Here is a 23952-nt window from a genome sequence, read left to right as displayed (position 1 = left end):
CCCGGTTAATTCTTAGTTAAAACAATTCGATTCGATGTTACAGAAATTTATCGAACGGCCGGTGCTATCGACCGTTATCTCCATCCTTTTGGTTATCCTTGGCGCCATATCGGCGCTTACCTTGCCCATTTCCCAATTTCCGGACATCGCTCCGCCTACCGTCGTGGTGACGGCATCGTATCCGGGCGCCAACGCCGAGACGGTGGCGCGCTCGGTAGCCACGCCCATCGAAGAGGCGGTAAACGGCGTGGAAAACATGACGTACATGACGTCAAACTCAAGCAACGACGGGAGCATGACCCTGACCGTCTTTTTCAAACAGGGTACGGATCCGGACATTGCGGCGGTAAACGTGCAGAACCGGGTGTCTAAAGCGAGCAACAAAATTCCGCAGGAGGTAATCCAGGCGGGCATATCCACGCAGAAACAGCAAAACAGCTTCCTGATGTTCGTGGCGCTCACGAGCAAGGACAGCTTGTACGACGAGGCGTTTATCCAAAATTACCTGAAGATCAACGTTATCCCGCAGATGCAGCGGATACCGGGTGTGGCCGAAGTGCAGCCTTTCGGCGGCCGCGAATACGCCATGCGCATCTGGCTTCAGCCGGACCGGCTGGTGGCGTACAACCTGTCGCCCCAGGACGTGATGCGGGCCGTTGCCGACCAAAACGTGGAGGCTGCGCCCGGAAGGCTGGGGCAAAGCAGTCCGCAGATGTTTGAATACGTGCTGAAATACAAGGGCAAGCTGAACCGGAACGAGGATTACGAAAATATCATCATCAAGGCGACAAATGACGGGCAGCTGGTGCGCCTGAAGGATGTGGCGCGGGTGTCGTTCGGTTCGTTCTCCTATGCGGCCAACAGCCGCCTCAACGGAGGCGCGACTTCGGGCATTGCCCTGCTGCAAACCGCGGGCTCAAATGCCAACGAAATCCTGATCGAAGCCAAACGGCAGATCGAGGTGCTGAAAGAGACGCTGCCCAAAGGCATCGAACCGATCGTGATGTTCAACGCCAAGGATTTCCTGGATGAATCCATCAGCCAGGTGAACCATACGCTCATCGAAGCCTTTATCCTGGTTTTCCTGGTGGTGTTCATCTTCCTGCAGGACTTCCGCTCTACGCTGATTCCGGCTATCGCGGTGCCGGTAGCCATCATCGGTACGTTCTTTTTCATGCAGCTTTTCGGATTCAGTATCAACTTGCTTACGTTGTTTGCCCTGGTGCTGGCCATCGGCATCGTGGTGGACGACGCGATCGTGGTGGTGGAGGCCGTCCATTCGAAAATGGAACGGACGGGGCTGTCGCCGCGGGATGCGACCCAGGAGTCGATGAAGGAAATTTCGGGAGCCATCGTGTCCATCACGCTGGTGATGGTGGCCGTATTCGTACCAGTGACCTTCATGCAGGGACCCGCTGGGGTGTTTTACACGCAGTTTGCGTTTACGCTGGCGGTGGCGATTCTGATCTCGGCCTTGAATGCGCTGACGCTCAGTCCGGCGCTATGCGCTCTGTTCCTGAAAAATCCGCATGCCGAAGGCCACGCGGCCGATCATAGCGGCGGGTTCCTGAAACGGTTCTTCAGGGCGTTCAACGTGGCGTTTACGGCCATCACCGATAAATACGTGCGGTCGCTGCAGCTGCTGATGCGCCGCAAATGGGTGGTGGTATCGGGACTGGCATTGGTGACGGCCGTTACGGCGGTAATGATCCAACGTACGCCTACCGGGTTTATCCCTACGGAAGACCAGGGGTTTGTGCTGTATGCGGTGAATACGCCGCCGGGAAGCTCGCTGGCCCGCACGGAACGGGCCATGAAACAGATCGAGGAGATCGTGGCCAAAGAGCCGTTTACGCTGAACCACTACCAGGTGGATGGCCTCAACTTCATTTCAAACGCGAATGCCGCTCCGTATGGTGCGGGCTTTATCCGCACGAAACCGAAAGACCAACGTGGTCCGATCAAAGATTATGAGGCCATTGCGGCGAGCCTCACCCAGAAAGTGGCTGCGGAGGTGAAGGGGGCGCAGGCGGTGTTTTTCACCTTCCCCACGGTATCCGGCTTCGGCAACGTGGATGGTTTTGAATTCATGCTGCAGGACCGGGGCAACGGCTCGCTGGAGAAACTCGACGCCACTGCCAAGTCGTTTATCGCCGCCCTGTCCAAACGGGAGGAAATCGCATTTGCCTTTACGACGTTTGCGGCCAACAACCCGCAATACGAGCTGGTGATCGATGACGAGAAGGCGAAGCAACTGGGGGTCAACGTGAGCGACCTGCTGCAAACCATGCAGATTTATTTCGGTAGCACGTTCGTATCGGACTTCAACCGCTTCGGGAAATTCTACCGGGTAATCGCCCAAGCCGATATCCCCTACCGCGCGAGTGCCTCGTCCCTCAACGAGATCTACGTGAAAAATGCTGAAGGCGGCATGGTGGCGGCCAATACGATGGTGACGCTGGACCGGGTGTACGGCCCGGAGACGGTAACCCGCAACAACTTGTATAACGCGGTGACCATCAACGGAAAGCCCAATGTGGGATACAGCACGGGCGATGCCATCACGGCCATCGAAGAAACCGCGGCCGAGGTGCTGCCGCGCAGCTTTGCCTACGAATGGACGGGCATGACGCGTGAGGAGAAAAGTGCAGGCTCGCAGCTTACGGTGATCTTCATCATGAGCCTGGTGTTTGTCTTTTTCCTGCTGGCAGCGCAGTACGAGAGCTATATCCTGCCGCTGGCGGTGGTCATTACCATTCCGCTGGGGATATTCGGCGTAATGCTGTTCATCAACCTGATGGGCATCGAAAACAACATTTATGTGCAGGTGGCGATGATCATGCTGATCGGCCTGCTGGCGAAAAATGCCATCCTCATCGTGGAGTACGCCCTGCAGCGGCGACGGGCGGGCATGGGGCTCCTCGAATCGGCGCTGGAAGCTTCGCGGTTGCGGCTCCGCCCGATATTGATGACGTCCTTTGCCTTCATCGTGGGCATGATTCCGTTGCTGCGTGCCACGGGCGGGTCGGCCTTGGGCAACCATTCCATCGGTGCGGGAGCTGTGGGTGGGATGCTGACTGGCGTGCTACTGGGGATATTCGTCATCCCGGTGCTCTTCGTGATTTTCCAGTACCTGCAGGAACGGGTGGGCGCCAAGCGTAAAGGCCAACCTGCGCTGCAACCGGCGGCGCTGCTGCTGGCGGTAGCTCTCCTGGCTTATGGCTGCAGTACCGGCAGGGAAACCGTCCGCCCCGCCGGGGCGGTGCCGGACACGTTCCGGACCGTATCGGCGGCTTCCATGGCTCCGCCGGCAGCCGATTCGTCCAGCATGGCGCACTTGCCGTGGAAGCAGTTCTTTACCGACACGGCCCTGCAGCGCATCGTCGATAGCGTACTGGCCCGCAACTACGACATGCAGGTGGCCTTAAATACCATCACCCTGAATGAAAAATACCTCAAACAGGCCCGTGCGGCCTGGTTGCCCACCGTGCAGGCCGATGTATCGGCCAACACGTCGCGTCCTTCGGAAAACAGCTTGAACGGCGTGAGCCTCGGCAGCTTTCTCGGCACCAACCACATCGAGGATTACACGGCGGCCCTGGGCGTAAGCTGGGAGGTAGACGTATGGGGCAAGATAAAGCAGCAGGAACAGGCCTCCCTGGCGGCGTACCTGCAAAGCACGGAAGCGGTAAAATCCCTCCAAACCCGCCTGATCGCGGCATCGGCTTCTGCATATTACACGCTGCTGATGCTGCATGAGCAGCTCGACATTACCCGGCGCAACTTGGCACTGAGCGATAGCACCCTGCGTGCCATCCGCCTGCAATACGCGGCCGGACAGGCGTCGATCCTGGCGGTGCAGCAGGCGGAGGTGCAACTCGAAAAGACAAAGGCGTGGATACCCAAACTGGAGCAGGCACTGCTCATGCAGGAAAATGCGCTGAGCATCCTGATGGCCCGCGAACCGCAGGCCATCGCCACCGGCGTGCCATTGCATCGCTTCGCGGTACCCGAACAGTTTGCCGTGGGCATACCGGCCGCCATGGTGAGCCGCCGCCCGGACGTGAAAGAGAGCGAATATGCGCTGGATATTGCCAATGCCCAGGTGGGAATTGCGCAGGCCAACCGCTATCCGGCGCTGCGCATCACCGCGGCCGGCGGACTGAATGCGTTTCAGGCGAGCAACTGGTTTGTGATGCCGGCTTCGTTGTTTGGCAACCTCGCCGGAAACGTAATGCAGCCGGTATTCAACGGCCGCAAACTGAAAACGCAGTTTGAAGCGGCCAAGATACAGCGGGAAAACGCGGTGATCCGTTTCCGGCAAACAGTGCTGAACGCGGTGGGCGAAGTAGCGGACGCCCTGGCGCAGCTGGATAAACTGAAAGCCCAGATCGAAATCACCGAGTCGCAGAAAAACAAGCTCGAAAAGGCCATTCCGAATGCGCAGCTGCTTTTTGCAAGCGGCATGGCATCCTACCTGGAAGTGATCACGGCCCAGCAGAATGCGCTGCAAAGCGAACTGGAACTGGCGGATCTGAAACGCCAGCAGATCGAAGCGTACGTGTTGCTGTACCGGAGCCTGGGCGGCGGGGTGGAGTGATGCACCCATGTTGACTACCGCGCTTCCAATGCCTGCAGAATAAACGGCGCAATCAGTGATCGAGCGCTCTCCGCACTGGGATGTATGCCATCCGGCACCCAGACGCGGAACGCCTCGGTTCCCGCCAGCAGGATGTCCCGCCAATAGGTATCGTGGTCGATAAGCAAAAGCTTGTATTTTTTCGCGACCTTTCGGTAAACTTGGTAATATGCCGACAATTCCGGACGATCCGCGGCATGCTGTCCAATGGGTGGATTCATAAGCTGCAGAATGATTTCGCAGTCAGGATTGGTTAACCGCAGCCGGTTAATCATGTATTCCAGGTTAAGCCGCGCAAGCTGCGGCGACGTATAGTAGGGAGTAAACGCATCGTTGATGGCAAACTCAATCAGCACAGCATCGGGCTTCCGGCGAACCACGCTATCTTCGAGATGCTGTACGCCCCACGTGGACCACATGGCCGGCTTCCCTGCATTATGGCAAGAAAGCCGGTTACCGTACCGATTGTTGAGCTCATCGGCTAAGGCCTTCACCCAAGCTTTACCCCCCTCACCCGCCGAGAGGCTTGTTCCGTAAACGACAAGTACCTGTGGAGTACCTTGCCGGAGGTTACGGACCAGCCGCGATTGTCCGAATACGGCTGGCATGGAAAGGATTAGCCCCAGTCCGATTCCGAGGATACGCATCATAGCCTGTCCCTTGTCCACAACGAAAGTTCAAGCAGATGGGTGAAATCCTCGCCACTCCAGGTATCCACGACCTTAAACCGTATGTATCTGACAGCAGGCAGCATCTCACCTTCGAACCGAAACTCTTCTCCCCCACGCGCATAGGCCACATCGGACTCATTGACGGTGCCCAGGGGTAATCCGGAAGGCTTTATGGATTCACCGTCCAAAAGCTTCACCCAGTTTTGCCATCCGCCATCCGTGTCGGGGTCGTTGCTGCCCCACACTTCAAACGTTTTTGGGTTTCCTCGGTTGAAGACGAATCCGCCATCGATCCGCTGCCAGAATTTCAGGCGATGGGGCCGGACGGCGTCGCCCATATCGATGGTGTACCAACGCGGTAAACCGCCACCGGGCGGAGTGTGGAAACCAGGCTCGCCGTAATTTTCGTCCCAAAGGAAGGGCATGATCCACCCGTAGGCATCCGGCGCGTCGGTCGGCAAAAGCAGGGGCCTGAAGCGGCTCTTATCCAGCTTACGTTCAAAAAGCGGCAAGGTAGCCTGGGCATACGCAGTGGTAAACGTATCGATGGCGTTTTCATCGGGCAGGTACAAGGCGCGATACCGCATTTGGCTGGCTTCTTCGTAATCGGGCAATTCGCTGACAACCTCGCTGGCAGAGACCGTCGTACGCTGTAGCCTACCGCGGCTATCCACATATTCAACGTGCAAACCGATCTCCCCGGATAAGGCCGATGACCACCGCAGGATCACCTTGCTTCCGTCGTCGGTAAGGCTTGCACCCCGAAGTACACGGTTATTAAGCGTGCTTACATAGCTGTCGCCAAACACCTGGCCCGTAGCATAAGTGGAAATGGATCGGTTACCTTCTGCATCGAGGGTAATGATTTCAAAATTGTAGTTTCCTTCTTGCAATTCTTCTATCATGAGTCTGGCGGTATCCGCCTGCCCGGTTCGCTCAACAGATACCTCAGCGGAATCGCTGCGGTTGCTCCAGTAAACGCGAACACGTGAAATGGAAGGGTCGTTGTTCAGCACGAGCGCTAACTGCAGACGCTTATACCCGGGCTGTACAATGACAGTATCCACTTTTCCGGTATATTTACGGTCTTTCAAGTGCTGTTTATAATCGTCCATTTTGCTGCATGACAGCCATAGCATTCCTGCAAAGGCCATTAAAGAAGCAAAGAAATAAGTAGCTTTTTTCATGGTATGTATCAATTGGGGGTTTGCTCTGGCGACCCGAACAGGGTGATTTCGTTAAAGTTGACGTAGGTTCCGTTCGACCAATTGCGTAACGTCTTGAACCGGATATAACGGACTTCGGGCACGTCCAAGGGAAACGTAACGGTCTCACCGGCAATGCCGGCTTCTTCATCCGCTTGGCTGAGCTGGCCGGGGGGCAATCCCGATGGCTTTATCTGTTCATGTGCCTTCAACAGCACCCAGTTGTCCCAGCTACCATCCGGCGACGGGTTGTTGGACCCCCAGATTTCAACGGTACGGGGATTGTGCAGATTATAGAATTGGCCGTCGCGCATGCGCCACACCAAGCGGCTTAGCTTGGCTTTCATGCCCATGTCAAATGTAAACCATTGGGGCATGCGCGATTGATCGGATGTATGGTACCAACCGTTGTTACCGAAAACATCGTCAAACAGGTATCGTACCTCACCCCCGTACCCCAACGGCGCATCATTCGGTAACACGAGCGGCCTGATACGGGTCTTGTCGAGCCGGACTTCGAAGTAGGGAGTAAGTTCAAACAACAGGGTATCCGAAAGGTTATTCCAGCGATCACGGATACAGATGCCAAAGGTGGTCGGTTCTGCCGGAAATCCGCGTGTCGAGAAATTGCCACGTTCCACATTGGTGTAAAAGGTGTTGACGGGAACAAAATTGCCGAGGGAATCGTTGCCCAGCGTGATGATGGCAATATTTTCTTTTAGCTCGTTGACAAAGCTTACATTCAGGCCGCCAAAATCTGCTATGGCCTTGATACTATCCCGGACAATCAGATAAGGAGGCTTTAGGGGTTTCACCCGGATGGTATAGGGCTCCGAAAGGTTCTCCCCCTCGTCAACGGCGTACAGATCTACATCGTAAAAACTGGTATCGGCAAAGCCCGTTACCGTGATCTTGTTGGTGTAAAAGGTCGCCTTGGTTTCGCGTACTTCTCCTTTCTTGGTGCGATAGACCGCTTTCACGTATAAAAGATCCCGATCGGTGGGCGGTGTATAGGTAATGGTCACCACGCCATGCCCCGGTTCGGCCTCTGCGTGGATTACTTTTCCGGGAGGTATTCCGTCATTTCTGGTGGGTTCCAGCCTGTCCTGTTGGCAGCCTGCCATCGTGGCGAAGCCCAGCACGACAGCCAGCAATATGTTCAGCGGTTTCATATGAATGTGATAGATTTTCATGGAATTTTTTTTCGGCATTGAATTACCACCCCGGGTTTTGAACCAAGCTAGGGTTAACAATTAAGGAATTATCGGATAGGGGCCAAAGGTAATCGCGCGGCCCGACAAATCGCTGTTGAAACAGCAGTACTCTCCGGTTGTAAGTCGCCGCGTCCTCACCCAAGATATTCCATCCGTAGATGGGGTCGTTTAATTCGTCTACGGCCTGCTTCCATCTTCTGAGATCCCAGAAACGACTACCTTCAAACGCCAATTCGATGAGTCGCTCCTGACGGATGATGGCGCGGAGACCAGGCTGTGTGGTGTATTTATCCGGGTTCTTGGAATGTTCGCTCCATGCCATCTGGACGGTAGGTAAACCGGCGCGCTCACGGATTCGGTCTAGATACGGAAGCGCCTCATCCGATTTGCCCAATTCATTCAGCGCTTCGGCGTAAAGCAAATACAAATCGGCCAACCGCATGATGGGCCAAGGGTAAAGCTCCATGGCGACAAATCCGCCGGTATACGGAATCAGGTTCCAGTTAACCAGCTTTTTGGCGTAATACCCCGTGATGGAATATAACCGGCTTTGTTTGATGCCGGAGGTTTGCCCGGATTTATTTTGGATGGGCCAAGTGCCGTTTTTCATAAAGAATTTCGCTCCGTCGAACGCTAGGTCTGCGTAAAAGCGAGGCTCGCGATCGAAATGCAGTCCAACGGTAGTGTACCCATTTTGCATCATGCTGTCGGCAGCGGTCGTGGTACGTAGGTCGAACCGGTTGCCGTAGTCCCACTCCTTATCTTCTTCAATGGGGACTCCGTTCTTGGTATAAAATAGCTCAGCCATTTTCATAGTAGGAGCCATCTGCCCCCGGAGGTTCAGGCTGATGTTGTTGGGGTCTAACTGTGGGGAAGCGTAGAGTTGCAACAGCTTCGATGGCAGCGCGGGATCGCCGGCTCCCGAATAGGTGTAGCCCCATATTAATTCGCTGTTCCACGGTTCGCAGACGGCGTTTCTGATGCTCATTTCGATCCGTGTGGCATCGTCTACGGCTAGTACGCCGCCGTCAAACCGGTAAAGTTCCCTATTGGCGTCGTGACAGGCGGCAATTGCAATGCGGCAAGCCTCAGCGGCCCGGTCCCATTTAGCTGGATTGGGCGAGGTGTTGAACAGGGCGACACCGTCCTTGTCGTTAAAATTGGCAAAATCCGGATTCCCGTTGAAAAGCGGACTGGCAGCGGTAACCAATACACGGGCCTTGATGGCCAGCGCAGCGGGACGTGTAATGCGGCCTTGCTCGATTGCTTCGTTGGTAATGACGGCGGGAAGCGCATCCTGATGGTCGCCCGTTGTAGCTCCATCGATCAACCCAACGATGTAATTAACTACGGAGTCTACGGGCTGGCGTTTGATGCGCACCTCATCGGTAGTTGCCGAAATGGGCAGGTTGACATCCACGATTGGTATCGGCCCGTACATCCTGAAGAGGTACCAGTGGAAATATGCCTTTAGAAACATGGCTTCCGCCCGCCACCTACTTTTCATATAGGGATCCAGATCGGGCACCTTGTCTATATTTTTGAGCAGGATGTTGCAATTACGGATCCCCTGCCACAGCGATGGGACCAGGTTCCCGCTGCCCTCCCAATGGTTCAGGTTAACGGTGACTTTGTTTTGCAGCCCACGGGCGATATGGTACGGTTCCAGCGTGTAACGGTCGGCCTCATGAATGGGCCAGTAAATCCAAAATTCATCGCCCGCGTTAAAGTTCGGGCTCGCGTCGGGATGATCCTCCTTGGGGAGGAACGAATAACAGGTAAATAGAAATTTCTCCGCTTCATTTCTGCTGTTGAACGCGTTGTCGATGGTTGCAATGTTGTCCGGAACCACATCCAGAAAACTGCAGGAGGCCACGGTAGCCAGCGCAACCGTCAGTAAAAAAAGTCTAATTAGTTTCATCGATGATACCATTAGGAGGTCTATAAATTCACATGAACACCTACATTAAACACGCGCTGGATAGGATACCCCAATCCTTGCCCGCCCATCTCAACATCCCAAAGCTTAAAGCCACTAAAACACAACAGATTTGTACCACTTAAGTACACGCGCGCGCCGTTGAGATGGATTCGGCTCAACGCACGTTCAGGAAGGCTGTACCCTAGTTCGACCGACTTAAGACGCAAGAACGATCCGTTGCGCATGAACCACGTACTGACCTGCGAATTGTTGGTGTTTTGCGTGCTGCTCAACCGCGGCCAAAGCGCGTACGAGTCGCGGTTGTCTTCGGACCAGTGGCTATCTGCATATACCCGAAGCAGCGCATTCTGCGAACCGGCACCAAGGTCGGGGTTTGGGATAAACGGTGCCGTCCGCACGGGATCGATCCAGAACGATGACCGCGCGGATCCCTGGAAAAAGAACGAAAAGTCAAGCGCCTTATATCCCACCGAAAGGCCTTGTCCGAAAATGATTTCCGGTACCGTGGGAAGCCCGATGGGCACGCGGTCCAATGCCGTGATTTCATTGTCCCCGTTAACGTCATGGTATTTTATGTCGCCGGGGCCGTATTCTCCGAAATTCTGCCGGGGTGAGTTCGCCACGTCATAGTCGTCGATAAATAAGCGTTCAGCAATGTAGCCCCAGGTTTGATTCAACGCGTGACCGTTGCGGGAAAGATGTTTCAGGTTATCGGGATACTCTGGCTCCTCGTAATATAAGTATTCCCCACGCGCATAGGTAAAATTGAGCCTACCCTGCAACCACCAATTGCTGCCAAAGGCCTTATTGTAATCAAGAGAGGCATCAACCCCATAAGCCCGCGCCTCTCCGACATTCGCTCGTACCGTTGCCGCCAATCCCATGGTGGCAGGGATGTAAGAACGGGTCATCAAAATGTTATTACGGTGTTCGGTAAAGACATCGGCGGTAAAGGTAAATGCATCGAAGGCCTGGATATCCAGCCCCAGGTTCAGTTTACGGGCTCGCTCCCAGGTAATGTCGTTGTTAGCGTACCTGGATACCGTAAACCCGTCTCTGCCGTAATTGTAAAGGGTACCAAAATAGACCGCGCGGTCAATATTGTCGGCATTGATTTCCGACAGGTAGAAAAAGCGGTCGTTCTCATCGCCAATGGCATCATTGCCTACCAGTCCATAGGTGGCGCGGATTTTTAGCTCGGATACGGCCTCTTTCAGAGGTTCCCAAAACGGCTCACTGGAAACATTCCAGGCAAGACCCGCTGAGGGAAAAAATCCATAGCGCTGCGATTTGTAGAACCGCTCGGAACCGTTGAGACCGAAATTGAACTCAACCAGATACCGGCTTTTATAACCATAGTTAAGCCGGCCGGACACTCCTTCGTTCCGATAAGGCAGTGATTTCTGCAAAGTGCCTTGGTTGGCCAACAGCTGGTTGCGGCGGATGCCTACCAACAGCCCCGAAACCGTATGGTCGCCAAAGGCCCGGTTGTAATCAACTGCCACTTCATAGTAGGTGATGGTACGGATGTCTTTCAACCCTTCCGAATAATTAAGATAATCCCGAGCACTAGCTTCGTTTAACAGGCTCAGCCGATACTGGCTGTGTGATTGGTCAACAGGGTTCGCACTGTAGAAAAAAGGACTATAAGCCCGCGAAACATCAAAATAGGAGTACCTGGATGTGTTGAAGAGCATGCGTGCGGAAAGGCCGGGCACTAAAAATCCGAGGTTTTGTTTCAGTTCGAATTGAGCATACATCTGGGATCGGCTATAATCTTGGTATCCTTTTACCATATCTGCATAAGGATTGATGTAATTTGCCGAGGGAATCCCGCTTCCCGCCCCCCCGCCCGTAGGGCTTTCACTGCTATTCCCAAATAGGATGTGCCGGGCACTGGGGAGTGCGCTGGAGGGATAATAAGCCGGAAATTGGACGGGATTGGACGAAATGATTTTTCGGAACATCCCCGCTCCGCCGTCTATCGGTCCGTTGTATTCGTCGAACACACCCGACAGTCTAACCACCGCCTCGGTGGATGACGTGAGGTTAATGTTGACGTTTGAACGCAGCTGGAAATTCTGGAGGTTGATGTTGTTGTTGAAATTATTCCGCTCATCAACCTTCAGGATGCCATTATCCTTATTGTAGGCACCCGCGATAAAGTAACGCGCCACTTTGCCCCCACCGCTTACATTCAGATTGGCCCGTTGTGTGGATGCAGTCTTATTGATCAGTTGTGCCATCCAGTCGTTGGCCGGGTACAGATAGGGATTGACGCCGGCTGCCGTGGCGTCAATCCGGTTTTGCGAGTAAGGCAATCGCCCGATCGGGTTGCGGGTGAGGACGGCTTCGTTAGACAGCGTCATGTAGGTAATGGGATCGGCCAGATCGATTTGCCGCGTATTGGACGAAAGCGACTGTTCCAGCCGGAAAGACACCTTTGCGGCTCCTTCCTTACCTTCTTTGGTGGTGATCAGGATGACACCGTTGGCTCCCCTAGCGCCATATAGCGCCGTGGACGTGGCGTCTTTCATGATGGTGAAGCTGGCGATATCATCCGGTTGCATCCGGGCCAGGTCCGTCGGCGTAACCTCAACGTTGTCCACCAGAATAAGCGGGTCTTTTTTGTAACCGAAAGTCGTCACGCCCCGGATAAAGAACTCGGCGTTGTCGGCCCCGGGTTCGCCACTGCGCTGGTAGGCCACCATGCCGGCGAGCCGGCCAGCGAGTGCTGTGGTCAGGTTACTTGAAGGAACTTTAAGCTCAGTAGGACTGACGGAAGTGGACGCGCCTACCAATTCTTTTTTTTTCTGCTTGCCGAAGGCAACCACAACCACTTCATCCAACGCCTGGTCGCCGGGCTCCAACCGCACATCGATCAATATGCGGTAATCCACAGGAATCGTTTGCGTGAGATAGCCCACTGAACTGAAGACTAAATTGCGGTTGCCGGGTACCCGTATGGAATACCGCCCCCTGTCGTTGGTCTTGGTTCCTTCGGCTGTCCCCTCCTGCAAAACAGACACTCCCTCCAAGGGCCCGTCCGGACCGTTTACCTGGCCTTCTACTGTGATGGTATCGACCTGGTGAAGAAAGTTGGTGGCCCCTGCGCTACCTATCGACAGGCAAAGCGCCACTACAAATAACACACTAATTTTCATATGGTTATGATTGGTTAATACATAGACATGATTTAATTTTCGGTGTTTCGCGTTGCATCGAAAAGTGACCTTATTTCATCCGGTGTAAGGGTTCGATTGTAAATCCGAAGGTCATTGAGGATACCGCTGAAGCTATCCTCCAGCCCCGTGCGCTCATTTTTCACGCCGATGTATAGGGGGTCGTTTGTCGGGTGTATGGCGCCTACCGCCTCTTGCTGAGCCACTAATTCACCGTTCGACCAGATTTCGATTTTACGTTGTGCCGCATCGTATTGGCACACCAAGTGCGTTAGCTGGTTGACCGGTGGCAGCTTGGTTGAAATCGTACCTTGATGCACGCCGGTTAATTTGAACTCCAGGTCTTCGCCTCCGTTCCGATAGATCATGAACTGATCGTCTGAGGCGCCCTTCTGCAATACGCGCCCGAAACTGTACCAATTGGTAGGATAAAGGACTACGCTGATTGCCAAGGCATTGGCCGCATTAATATCGTTTGAACTGGCGATTTTCAGGTGATTATTTTTTTCGAACATAGCTCCGCCCGGCCCGATTTCCGTGATTTCTGGCAGGCGCTGCCGTTGCGGATGGTGCTTGTTACCCGATAGGTCAAGCAAGGGGGTTTGCGAGTGGTCAAAGTTATAATGCATGACGAGTCCCGGCTCAGGCCGCTCTTCAGGAATCAGGACCTGAAGCGGCGGCTGTACCTCCCCATTGATGGCAATCCGGTAACTCCCCGACGCAGGTGCCCGATAGGTAAACGACAGGTGCTGCGATTCCCCTGGGAATAGCCGCAGTTGTTCTTCACGGATGCAAATACCGTTTGCTTCGATGTGTACGGATTGTGTGAGTGTATCGCTTCCGGTATTCAACAATCTTCCCCTTCCATGGACCTGTTCGCCTATGCTGTACAGCTCCACGTCGTGTAGTGCTAATGTGCTTTTCCGATAACGGATCTGAACCGGATAGGAGCGTCCGCCGATGGAAAGCCGCTGCTTTCCCGGATCGTACAGCCGAAGTTCATAGTGGATCTGCTTCTCCTCGCCACGTTTAATAATATGTTCCTGGTGGGCAATCACCCGTTGCCCCAACGCGATTTCACCGAAATAGGTTCCCACGCTGCCGGTGTTCTTGACTTTATAACCAATGCGGATTGCTTCACCTGCACCCACTTCCTTGGGATATGTCAATGCCGAGACGGTGAATTTCGGATCGCCTTTGGTCTCTGAGGGCGGTTGTTCGCTAACGCCCCAAGCTGTATTCGGCTCCGGACCGAGTGCGAGTGTCAGCGTACCCCCTCTTTTCAGGTCAGCCTGACGGAACCAGCATTGCTGCAATGGCCGTCCATTGAGACGGGCAGACTGGATATAGCGGTGATCCGGAGCGTTGTTTGATGTAGTGATCGTGAACGTCTTGCCAGGATAATATTGCGGGTTCAAGTGGATGGTTACCGTGTCAAACAAAGGAGTTGTAATCTGGTAGATCGGCTCGGGATCGCACCCCCCTTTTATGTCAAATAGCCCGATACCCATCAGTGCGCTGAGTGCCGCCATCTGCCCCTGATCTTCGTCATTCCCTCCGTACCCTCCGTAGGGGCTGATGTCGCTGAAGGTCTGGTTATAGACCTCCCGTACCCAATATTGACTGAGCCACGGCTTGCCCGCATAGTTGAATAAATGCGCCATCGCCAGGCCAGGCTGGTTGGAATAATTGACATAGTTGCCCCCATAGCCGCCCACAAAGTTGTCCGCACGCGCTTTTTCAAATGCAAAGTTCAATTTGTCACAGTACTGATCTTCGCCTCCCAGCAGATTGATCAGTCCCTTTACGTCGTGAACAGCCATCCAGGTGGTCTGCCAGGTATTGGCTTCGACAAAACCACCGAAATTGGCGTTTAGAACCGGGTCGAACGGTTCTGTCCAGGAGCCATCCGGATTTTTGGGTCGGATAAACCCGATGGTGGGATCGAACATATTATACCAGTTGGTTGAACGTTTCAGGAAATAGGCCGCATCTTCATGCTTGCCGAGCTTCTTTGCCAATTGTGCAAGTGCCCAATCTTGGGTAACATATTCCATGACCCGGCCGGCTCCGCCCCAGCCCTGGGGCGGATCGGTTTCGGGAACAAATCCCAGATCGATATATTCCTGCACAAAACCGCCGCCCATATCCATAGTGCCGCCCGGCATATGCGCCTTTTTCAGGGCAGAGTATACCGAATCTACATCGTACCCCCGTATTCCCAGCATGTACGCGCCAACGATGAGCTCTGTAACCGGACTGCTGGTCATGATCCACGATTCCCGCCCAATGACCGGACCCCGCGGTAGGTGGCCGCTGTCCCGGTGGTATACCAGTGCCGAATTAACAAAACTTTCGAGCACTTCGGGATAGGCAATCCCCCAAAGAATGTTCAGGTTCCACATGGTCATCCACAACGCATCCGTGCTAAGGTGCATAAACTTAGGCCTTCCCTCAGCATCCAATGGCAGCTGTTTTACCTGTAAATGGCCTCTCGAATAGTCCGGATAACGGCCGTTGACGTCCTGAATCTGCCTTCGTCCGAGCAACGAACGCCAAACATCCGTGTAAAATTTGATTTTCTGCTGCTCGGTACCTCCCGCTACGTCGATTCTGCTCAGCCAACGATTCCAATCGTCTCTTGATTCCTGCCTGACACGGTCAAAATCCCAATGGTTGAGTTCCGTGTTTAGGTTCAGCCGGGCTTGGTCGATGCTGCACCACGATAAGCCGGCTTTCACCTGAAGCTGATCGCCTTTGAATACCTGATAGGTAGCAAAGGCACCCAATTGCTTGCCCTCCACACGATCCGCCACCGGCTTTCCAATGGTTTCGCCCTGCCACGCGGTAAGGCCGCTGAACGGCTGGTCAAATTGAAGGACAAAAAAAAGCTTTACATCGCCAACAAAGGTTTCCTGGATGACCCATCCTTCCAATTCGGTATTGCTGACCTTTCGCAAAGATGCATCCTTCATGATACCGCCGCCAAGTTGACCCCCGAGGTATACCAATATGCGCGCCTCGCCTCCTTCATCAAATGTATACCTATGAAAGCCCACCCGCGTGGTCGAAGTGAGTTCGACGTTCATGTGGTAATCGTCAAAATACACCTGATGATAACCCGCCCGGGCTTGCTCTCTTTCGTGTGAAAACTTCGTCTTCCAGCTCTCCGGGCCTTTGGTGGGATCGATCACACCGGTTGTCGGCATTAAAAGCAACCCTCCTACCCCCCAGTCGTGTACGTGGGTAAGCCCCCGGATATAGGGTTCCTGATATTTATACCCGGAGTTCCATTCTTTCTCCAGAATATTATCGGGACTGAGATTGACCATCCCGAAAGGTCGGCACGCTGAATTGAAATAAAAGTACCTGGATTTTGCAGACTCGATCAACGGATCTACATAGTCTACGTATTCTCTCGGCCCCGACTGGGCAAACACACCGGCACCCCACAACAAAAGACCAAGAGTCATCACCATATCGTTTAACTTTCGCATAGAATTTGATTACATCATCACTAAGAAAACAGATTCACAATCGGCCATATGCAGACATATACCACATATGTTCATACAAATCTACAATTTTTTTTTAATTGTCCAATTTTTTTGAAAAATATTCCTTCCATCGGTTCATCAATACGCACAATGAATAATTAATCAGCAGTTTACCAAATAAGAATTCATGGGATTTAGTAGCGCATGTAAGGAATGAGAGATAATTTAAATCCCGTTAATTCTAATTCATAAATGGGAACATACGAATAAGACACCTCATTATGTACATACATTATGGCCACGCCTAGCGTTTCAGTTCTAACCAGATTTTAACTATCTTAACAATTCCTGAATTTCATCTATGGTTTTCCCCTTGGTCTCGGGAAGGTTTTTGAGCACAAAGAAGAATCCGGACAAACAGACCAGACCCAGCATAAAGCAAGTTAAATAGACCCCAAAGTTATTCAATAAAAAAGGGGTTATCTGACCGATAAGGGCATCCGAAACCCACATAGCCAATATACTGACTCCCATTGCCTTCGCCCGGATTCCGACAGGGAATATTTCCGAAACGACCACAAACTTCAATGGACCTATAGAGAATGCAAAGCATGCCAGAAAACCTACGACACTCAGCATCAGCCACCAACTATGCAGTGCTTCTCGATAGAAAAGGATGCCTGCGAAGAATAAGCAAATAGCACCGCCCAACGTACCTGCTAAATAAAGCGGGCGCCTGCCGAGACTGTCTACCTTCCAGATAGCAATGACCGTGAATAGCAGGTTAGCTACGCCGATGACGATCTGTCCATACAAGGAATGGTCCAGACTGAAGCCTAAATTACCCAAAATAGTGGGGCCGTAGTAGATGATGACGTTGATACCGCATAACTGCGAAAATATCGGCAGGAAAAGGCCTACCAGCATTGATTTTCGATACACAGGCTTCCATAACTCCGCATAGTGCCTGAGGGAATGACCTTTCAGTTGACCGCTCCAGGATGGGCTCTCCGGAACAAACAGCAACCCAATGAAAAAGATAACCGACGGAATCAGTGCAACACCGAACATCCCCCGCCAGGATTCATCTACGAAGAAACGCGAAAAAAGCCCTCCAATGTTCCACTCTGCAAATAGGGAAGCGCTCTTGACGATATACGCATTGGAAACATAAGCCAATACAATACCCAGAGTAAGCGCCAGCTGGTAAAAGGTAACCAATTTACCCCGGTCTTTAACCGGCGAAATCTCCGATAGATAGAGTGGAACAACATTTGATGCAACACCGATACCGACACCCGTCAAAATGCGGCCAACAATGATATGTGAAAATTCCGTAAAAAGGATGCATGCCAGCGTGGAGACCATAAAGAGCAGGGCAGAAACGATCAATGTTCGTCGGCGGCCACATTTGTCTGACAAATAGGAAGCGATCACAACCCCCGCGATGCAGCCCAGCAATGCCGACGAAACAAACCAGCCTTCTCGGAATGAATCTAGCGCATACTGCGTCTTGAAAACGGGCAACACTCCGGAAACAACGGCCATATCAAAGCCAAATAACAAGCCTCCCAAAGACGCCACGAACGTTATGAAGGTGATTTGTCTGAACATTAAACTCATCATATTAGGATTATAAAGATATATGCTACTTTAAAAAAGCCTTAACGATTTTTGCCTCGCCACCACCTAAATTTTTAAGGGTATAGGTCTCGGCGCTTGCCGGAATAATGAACGTCTCCGCATAATTAAAAACCGATTTCTTCCCCCAGGCATCCGCTACTTCAATGGACGTACCCTCTACCAGCATCAGGACGTGCACCTGTTTGTCAGTGGTCAGGGTTGCCGAACCGGTCACGTCGATTCGGTGCACATCGTAATAATGCGCTTGGTGGGTGGGATAATGGATCAGCTTGAAGCCGGGCGCTTCAGACAACACATAGGGTTTTGAAATAAGTTCCGCCTCGACCTTGCTACCCTTTCTTGTAAAATCGAGATTGTTGAGTCCGTGCGCGATATTTATGGGCCTCTGCTTACCATTTTTATCTTTTTGCAACCAATCGTACATTTTGAAAGTAAATATATAAGGGGTAGCACTTATCTCAAGCACCAGGTTGTTGCGACCGGAACTATGCACCGTTTGGTTGGGAATCAGATAAAGGTCGTGCTTTTTGCTGGCAAACGTCCGGACGAATTTCTGAACATCGATCTCTGTTCCCTTATCAAAACTATCTTTCAGCGCCTGTTGAAATTCATCGGGGTTGATGTCTTCATTAAATCCCAAGTACACTTTCGCATCGTCTTTGCAATCCAGAATGTAGTACGTTTCGTCCTGCGTATGCTTCTCGCCGAAATTTTCTTGAATATAGGCCAGAGAAGGGTGGCATTGAATAGACAGGTTACCGCCGTTGAAAGTATCCAGAAAATCGAAGCGAATCGGAAAATAATTGCCAAATTGACCGTATCCCGAACCCAATACTTGTTCGGCCTGCGCAAACATCAGCATATCAAAGGAGATTTCAAGCAAATATCCGTCGCTTTCCAACACAATTCCGTTTTCGGGAGCAATGATTTCGAACGACCAAGCATAGTTGTCTTCCTCATCGCTCAATTGAGCAAAATTATCCTTCATCCATTGACCACCCCAGACGCCCGAATCAAACCAAGGACGTGGCCGGAATACCGTCTTTGACATCTGACCTAATGCCGCCTGCAGATCTTTCGACGCTATCCAGTTTACCGTATCTAGCCACTGTGAATCCACATAAACGGAAATCGTATGGATCAACCGCTCCTTGTGTTTATTCAACACAATCCAATCAACGAAATAGAACCGCTTATACATACGGGTTGTGTCGGTATCCCGGGTACCCCCCAGATTGTAAGCCGAACCAGCCCGCATTCGAAGCAACAGCTCATTTTTAGGCAAGTCTATATAGATGATTTCGTGGTGTTCCCGTATTAGGGAAGCACCTGTGCCATAAAAAATATTTAGGTCATAGCTGCTGTCAGACTGCAGACCAACCAAACTCTCTAAATCATACAATTGACTCAGTTCCAATGAAGTTATGCGTCCCCACACCGAATCTTCCTCACCCATAAAAGGCTTAACCAGCTCGTCCAATTGCCTTTCCGGAAGAAAATAGTCGTGCGCAAACACCCAATTGACGCGCAATCCCCTTGCTGCAAAAACTTCGTTTAGCCGTGCTTTGATGCCCTGCCAGTCTACCCCCACATAGCCATCAATCTTTACAGTTCGCTTTGAGAGTATCCATTCCGCAAGGGATTCATAACCGCCATGAATCTTCCCCACACCAAGTGAAAAATGAGGAAATAAATTGTATTTGCTAGCTTTCTCTCCGCTCAGCGGAGCCCTTGATGGCATAATCGGCTGGGTCGTACTTCTTTCAATCTTAAACCTAGACATGTAAACTATATAAATGTATGTACATAATAATTGCAAATATCAAATCCTGAAAATCACATTAAAACGCTATAATTGACCATATAAACACTTAATGTCGGGCAAATGTAGAACTAAACTTTTTACTACACAAGAAAAATAAAAACATTTGTACGAACATATAGCCAATATTATGCATACATTTTGGGTTAAGGTGATTTTATTCTATATTTACATTTTTATTGTGAACAGATGAAGATCCGTATCGATCATAACTCACCGATTCCGTTGCACCATCAAGTTGAGTCGCTATTGCGTGCGTTAATAGATTCCTCCGATTATAAAGATGGGAAATTACTACCCAATGAAGTTGATTTGGCGAAACAACTTGGAATATCAAGGACGACCTTGCGGCAGGCAATCAACAAATTGGTGTATGAAGAACTGTTGATCCGTAAAAAGGGAATAGGTACGTGGGTCAATGAGAGCCGGCCCATTAGCTCAAAATCAAAAAATTGGCTGAGTTTCTCCCAGGAAATGGCTGCAAGGGGAATTCCTATCCGGAATTTCGAGTTGCACATTTCCTGGGTGATACCAGACGATCAGGTGGTCAAGTTTTTCAGTATAAAAAGCAACACCAAGGTGTTAAAACTTGTGCGATTAAGGGGAACCAACGACGGGCCGATCGTTTATTTCGAATCTTTTTTCCATCCCAGCATCGGACTCACCGGGGACGAGGACTTCAAGAAACCGCTCTACGAAATGCTGGAAGAGAATTTTTCGATCATCTCCTATAAATCACAGGAAGAAATCAGCGCAAAATCAGCCACAAAATTTATTGCTGAAAAGCTGGAGATTAACGAAGGTTATCCCGTCCTTTTCCGAAAAAGGTTTGTGTACGACAAGGATGACAAGCCGATTGAGTTCAACACCGGATATTATAAATCCGATAGCTTTACCTACACCGTGGAAAGCATCCGGGAGCTGTAATGCGGCGGATAGCCGTTTTATGGTTTTCCAAAACGCTTATCCGCAAAATCCATAAAGCGCAACCAATCGTATCGCGTTACATCGTGTTTGCCTTTCCGTATGTGGTAGCCGATGTCATTCATGATCGGCTCGTGGAGGCCTGGCATCTGGTCAGATTCCAGACCTGTTAAACCGTATAACCGGTAAACGGGAGTGGCATGGTAAGCCCCGAGGTACTCTCCTTTGGGATCTGCCCATCGGTCTTCCACCGCACTGGCTACATAGATGGCGCGGGGTGCCATCAGTGCGATCAACTGATGCTGGTCAAATGGCCGCTCCTGCTCCTTCCCCCGGTACCGGTTGAATGCTGGACAGAACCAAGCCGGTTTGATGCTGCTCACCCGTTCGATGCTCTCGCCGTATTCGCGGCGCGAGAGTGCGGCTCCGCCTTCTCCGGAGTTATTGGAAATCACGACCTTGAAACGTGGATCCAATGCGCCTGCCCATAAAGCGGCCTTGCCTTGCCGCGAGTGACCCATGATGGCGATCTTGTCAGTATCGATGCGGGGTTCGGTAGCGAGGTAATCCACAATACGGCTCGAACCCCAGGCCCACGCGCCGATGGCCTGCCACTCGTCGGGCGCCTCGGGCCGATCCCCGTAGCCTTTGAATAAGGACACCACGCTGTAATCTTTGAGGCCCGGCTTGTCGGGAAAGATGTCGTGATAGCACATGGTGGCCACCGCATACCCGCGGCCAATAATATCGTCATAGGACCACCGATTTGTCTGACAGCCCCTTTCCCAATCGGGATGCCCCGGCTCTTTGACCAAGGCAAAATTTCTGGAATACAGGATCGTGGTGTCGTTTAGGGTACTGTGATTCCCTTTAAAGTTATAGCCAACGAATACGGGAACCTTACCTGTCCTGCCGTTGGGTATGAGCAACAGCAAGAGCGCTTCCAGTTCTTTGGTGCCATTACTGAAAATAAATTTGACCTGTTTGCTGGTAGCCTTGCCGCCCAATGCCCGGGGATTTTCGGTTACCAATTCATACCTCACCGTTATGCCCGAATCGTCGGGGGTTCTTCCGTACATCTGCGAAGTGAAAAGCTCCAGTAATTCCGGCCGCCGTATTTTTTCCCATTCACTGACGGACCTGATCGTCTCCCCTTTCGAAGTGACCAGGAGTTCAGGCAACACATAATCAGGCACCTTTGACTCGTCGTAGTTAATATTCGGTTGGGCGTACAACGTCGTGCCGGCCAACAGGCAAATAACCAAAGAAAATACATTCGTTCTCATAAACTAATTGGTTTAAAGCGGTGACCCGGGGGTCACCGCCTGTAAGTTACACATTAAAACGCTAAATCCAGCCTTGCTGCAGGTATGTTTTTTTCGGCACCGGGATAACCGATATTCTGGTTAATCACTCCTTTCGTATTGGCGTTTATTGCTGCGGCAGGAACCGGCCACAAGATGTGGTGCACGCTGAGTTTATATTCGGCCCACCGGTGCTTTATGCCCTTGTTGTAAAAATTATTTTTGGCGGTCACCCAGTCATAGTAAAAGTTATATCCCTCCTGTTTTACATTGGAACCGGTACCACCGGGTCCAGAAAGCCGATCCAAGGTGTAGGTCCGACCGAAATATTCACAGACCTTACCCGTTTTTGCATAGGTGTACGAAATGCGGGTCAGTTCGATATGCCGGTTTTCCTCGAAATACAGTTCTCTCGCTCTCTCGTCCACAATTGCACCGATGTTTACATCACCTGCTGTCAACGGATCTGCACCCGCACGCAGCCGGACCGTGTTAAGCGCCTCGGCAGCCAGGGCGTTCTCCCCTTTCCAGTAGTGGGCCTCGGCGATTAGCAGGTAAACTTCAGCCGACCGGTAAATGTACATCGGCGTTTCTCCACCCCAGTACCAATCTGCCGACAATGGGTCGGGCACGAAGGTTTTAAAATGGGGCCATTGGTACCAGGACCGGATGGAATCTTCCACAGACATCGCGGGGTTTTTAATCAGGTGTTGTCCGTAATACGGATTTCCCCGGTTCTTTAACGCAGGGTCATTGTACCAAAGGTCGGCCGGACTCACCCAGCTATCGCGATTGTAAACGCCGCGCATGTCACCCCGTTCCTTGTCTGTCCATAGCGTATATTGGAAATAATTGGTAGACCGGGCCCGCCCTATTCCGCGACCATACGTAGTATTGATTTCATAAGGTGGTTCCACGTTGGCCGTATAAACAATACCGGTAGCGCCATCGGGCGTGGTCACCCCCACAATGCGTGGCAACAGCTGACGCATAAGCTGCGATCTGGTCGCTCCCTGAATCCCTGGATAGGAAACGATGTACATCAGACCTTCGGTATTGGATGCATCAAGCTTTGCTTCTACGGAATGCAGGTCGTGCATCAGATTGGTGTTGGGTTTGGTCGCGTTGGGGGTAAACCGTTGGGTCATCAGGGGATGTGCCGCCACAATCTCGCGGCCAATCGATATGGCTTGATCAAATTCGCCTAAGGCGATATTGATTTTGACCAGCAAGGTACCGATGGCACTTTTACTGACACGCCCGCGATCTACCGCATCGGGGACAACCGTATAAGCCCATTCCAGCTGTTGCTTGAGGAACGCCAAAATATCCCACCGATCAGTCGTGAAGTAATCAGTCCGTGCGTCGGTCACTTCATTTGAGATAAACGGCACATCGCCAAACTGATGCACCAGCTTGTAATACCAATATGCACGGTGGAAATATGCCTGCCCGAGGATGCGGTTGCGCTCGGCATCGCTTCCGAAGGTCGCCTGATCAATACGCGACACAATGATATTGGCATACTGGATCGCTTTGTAGCCGTTGGTCCAGTACCAACCCACACGAGTGAAATCAGTATTGTTTAGGTTCGCGTCTGGCAAAAGCGAAATGTCGATATCCATTTGTGGGCCGGCTTTATCTGTAGTCCCTTCTACAGCGATATCAGAAAGTATCATTTCAGTAAGCGCTGCCATGCCGTCACCATTGTACTCGCTGAACATGACCCGTTCGCAAGCCGCGAGGGCAGACTCGAACCCTTTTGCGTCGACGAACGTATTCTCCGGGGTATAAAAGGACAGCGGATTGGGCTCCAACCACTCTTTGCTGCATCCCATTGTCAGCATTAATCCAGCGATGGAGGCTGCCGTATATCGTTTTATTTTATTATAAGTGATCATATGATTT

General features: G+C 51.9%; 12 protein-coding genes. 2 read left to right on the top strand and 10 right to left on the bottom strand.

The features are described from left to right. Positions 1-34: 34 nt before the first annotated feature. Positions 35-4600 carry an efflux RND transporter permease subunit gene (locus ACFQRK_RS19130; RefSeq protein ID WP_379009578.1) on the top strand — a complete coding sequence of 1522 codons (4566 nt, stop codon included), beginning with the start codon at positions 35-37 and terminating at the stop codon, positions 4598-4600. A gap of 14 nt (positions 4601-4614) precedes the next feature. Here the strand turns inward: ACFQRK_RS19130 and ACFQRK_RS19125 are convergent, their stop codons facing one another. From ACFQRK_RS19125 to ACFQRK_RS19090, 8 genes are all read right to left on the bottom strand, one after another. Beyond that, complete coding sequence (locus ACFQRK_RS19125) at positions 4615-5289, bottom strand: SGNH/GDSL hydrolase family protein (RefSeq protein WP_379009576.1); 675 nt, start codon at positions 5287-5289, stop codon at positions 4615-4617. Then, a complete protein-coding gene (locus ACFQRK_RS19120) occupies positions 5286-6497 on the bottom strand; it encodes a DUF4998 domain-containing protein (RefSeq protein WP_379009573.1) in 1212 nt (403 codons plus the stop codon). Before ACFQRK_RS19120 ends, ACFQRK_RS19125 begins: the two co-directional genes overlap by 4 nt. An 8-nt stretch (positions 6498-6505) precedes the next feature. After that, entirely contained in the window at positions 6506-7708 is a 1203-nt protein-coding gene (locus ACFQRK_RS19115) for a DUF5000 domain-containing lipoprotein (RefSeq protein WP_379009572.1), read from the bottom strand. A 22-nt stretch (positions 7709-7730) separates the two neighbouring features. Continuing rightward, positions 7731-9650, bottom strand: coding sequence for a RagB/SusD family nutrient uptake outer membrane protein (locus tag ACFQRK_RS19110; protein WP_379009570.1), 1920 nt, complete (start codon positions 9648-9650; stop codon positions 7731-7733). Between the two features lie 20 nt (positions 9651-9670). Next, entirely contained in the window at positions 9671-12835 is a 3165-nt protein-coding gene (locus ACFQRK_RS19105; RefSeq protein ID WP_379009569.1) for a SusC/RagA family TonB-linked outer membrane protein, read from the bottom strand. 32 nt (positions 12836-12867) lie between these two features. After that, on the bottom strand, positions 12868-16350 hold the full coding sequence (locus tag ACFQRK_RS19100; RefSeq protein ID WP_379009568.1) for a GH92 family glycosyl hydrolase: 3483 nt from the start codon (positions 16348-16350) through the stop codon (positions 12868-12870). A 333-nt stretch (positions 16351-16683) separates the two neighbouring features. Beyond that, positions 16684-17976 carry an MFS transporter gene (locus tag ACFQRK_RS19095; RefSeq protein ID WP_379009566.1) on the bottom strand — a complete coding sequence of 431 codons (1293 nt, stop codon included), beginning with the start codon at positions 17974-17976 and terminating at the stop codon, positions 16684-16686. A gap of 22 nt (positions 17977-17998) precedes the next feature. Further along, positions 17999-19777, bottom strand: coding sequence for a class I mannose-6-phosphate isomerase (locus ACFQRK_RS19090; RefSeq protein WP_379009565.1), 1779 nt, complete (start codon positions 19775-19777; stop codon positions 17999-18001). A gap of 228 nt (positions 19778-20005) precedes the next feature. On the opposite strand from ACFQRK_RS19090, the gene ACFQRK_RS19085 reads away from it, so the two are divergent. Next, a complete protein-coding gene (locus tag ACFQRK_RS19085) occupies positions 20006-20743 on the top strand; it encodes a GntR family transcriptional regulator (RefSeq protein WP_379009564.1) in 738 nt (245 codons plus the stop codon). A 17-nt stretch (positions 20744-20760) separates the two neighbouring features. Here the strand turns inward: ACFQRK_RS19085 and ACFQRK_RS19080 are convergent, their stop codons facing one another. Beyond that, positions 20761-22026, bottom strand: coding sequence for an alpha/beta hydrolase family protein (locus ACFQRK_RS19080; protein WP_379009562.1), 1266 nt, complete (start codon positions 22024-22026; stop codon positions 20761-20763). Positions 22027-22079: 53 nt separating this feature from the next. Next, complete coding sequence (locus ACFQRK_RS19075; RefSeq protein WP_379009561.1) at positions 22080-23945, bottom strand: RagB/SusD family nutrient uptake outer membrane protein; 1866 nt, start codon at positions 23943-23945, stop codon at positions 22080-22082. Positions 23946-23952 lie beyond the last annotated feature (7 nt).

It is taken from the genome of Parapedobacter sp. GCM10030251, from assembly GCF_042666505.1.
Taxonomy (GTDB): Bacteria; Bacteroidota; Bacteroidia; order Sphingobacteriales; family Sphingobacteriaceae; genus Parapedobacter.
The sequence above is the reverse complement of the archived record's forward strand: the minus strand, read 5'-3'. Positions and strand labels throughout refer to the sequence as shown.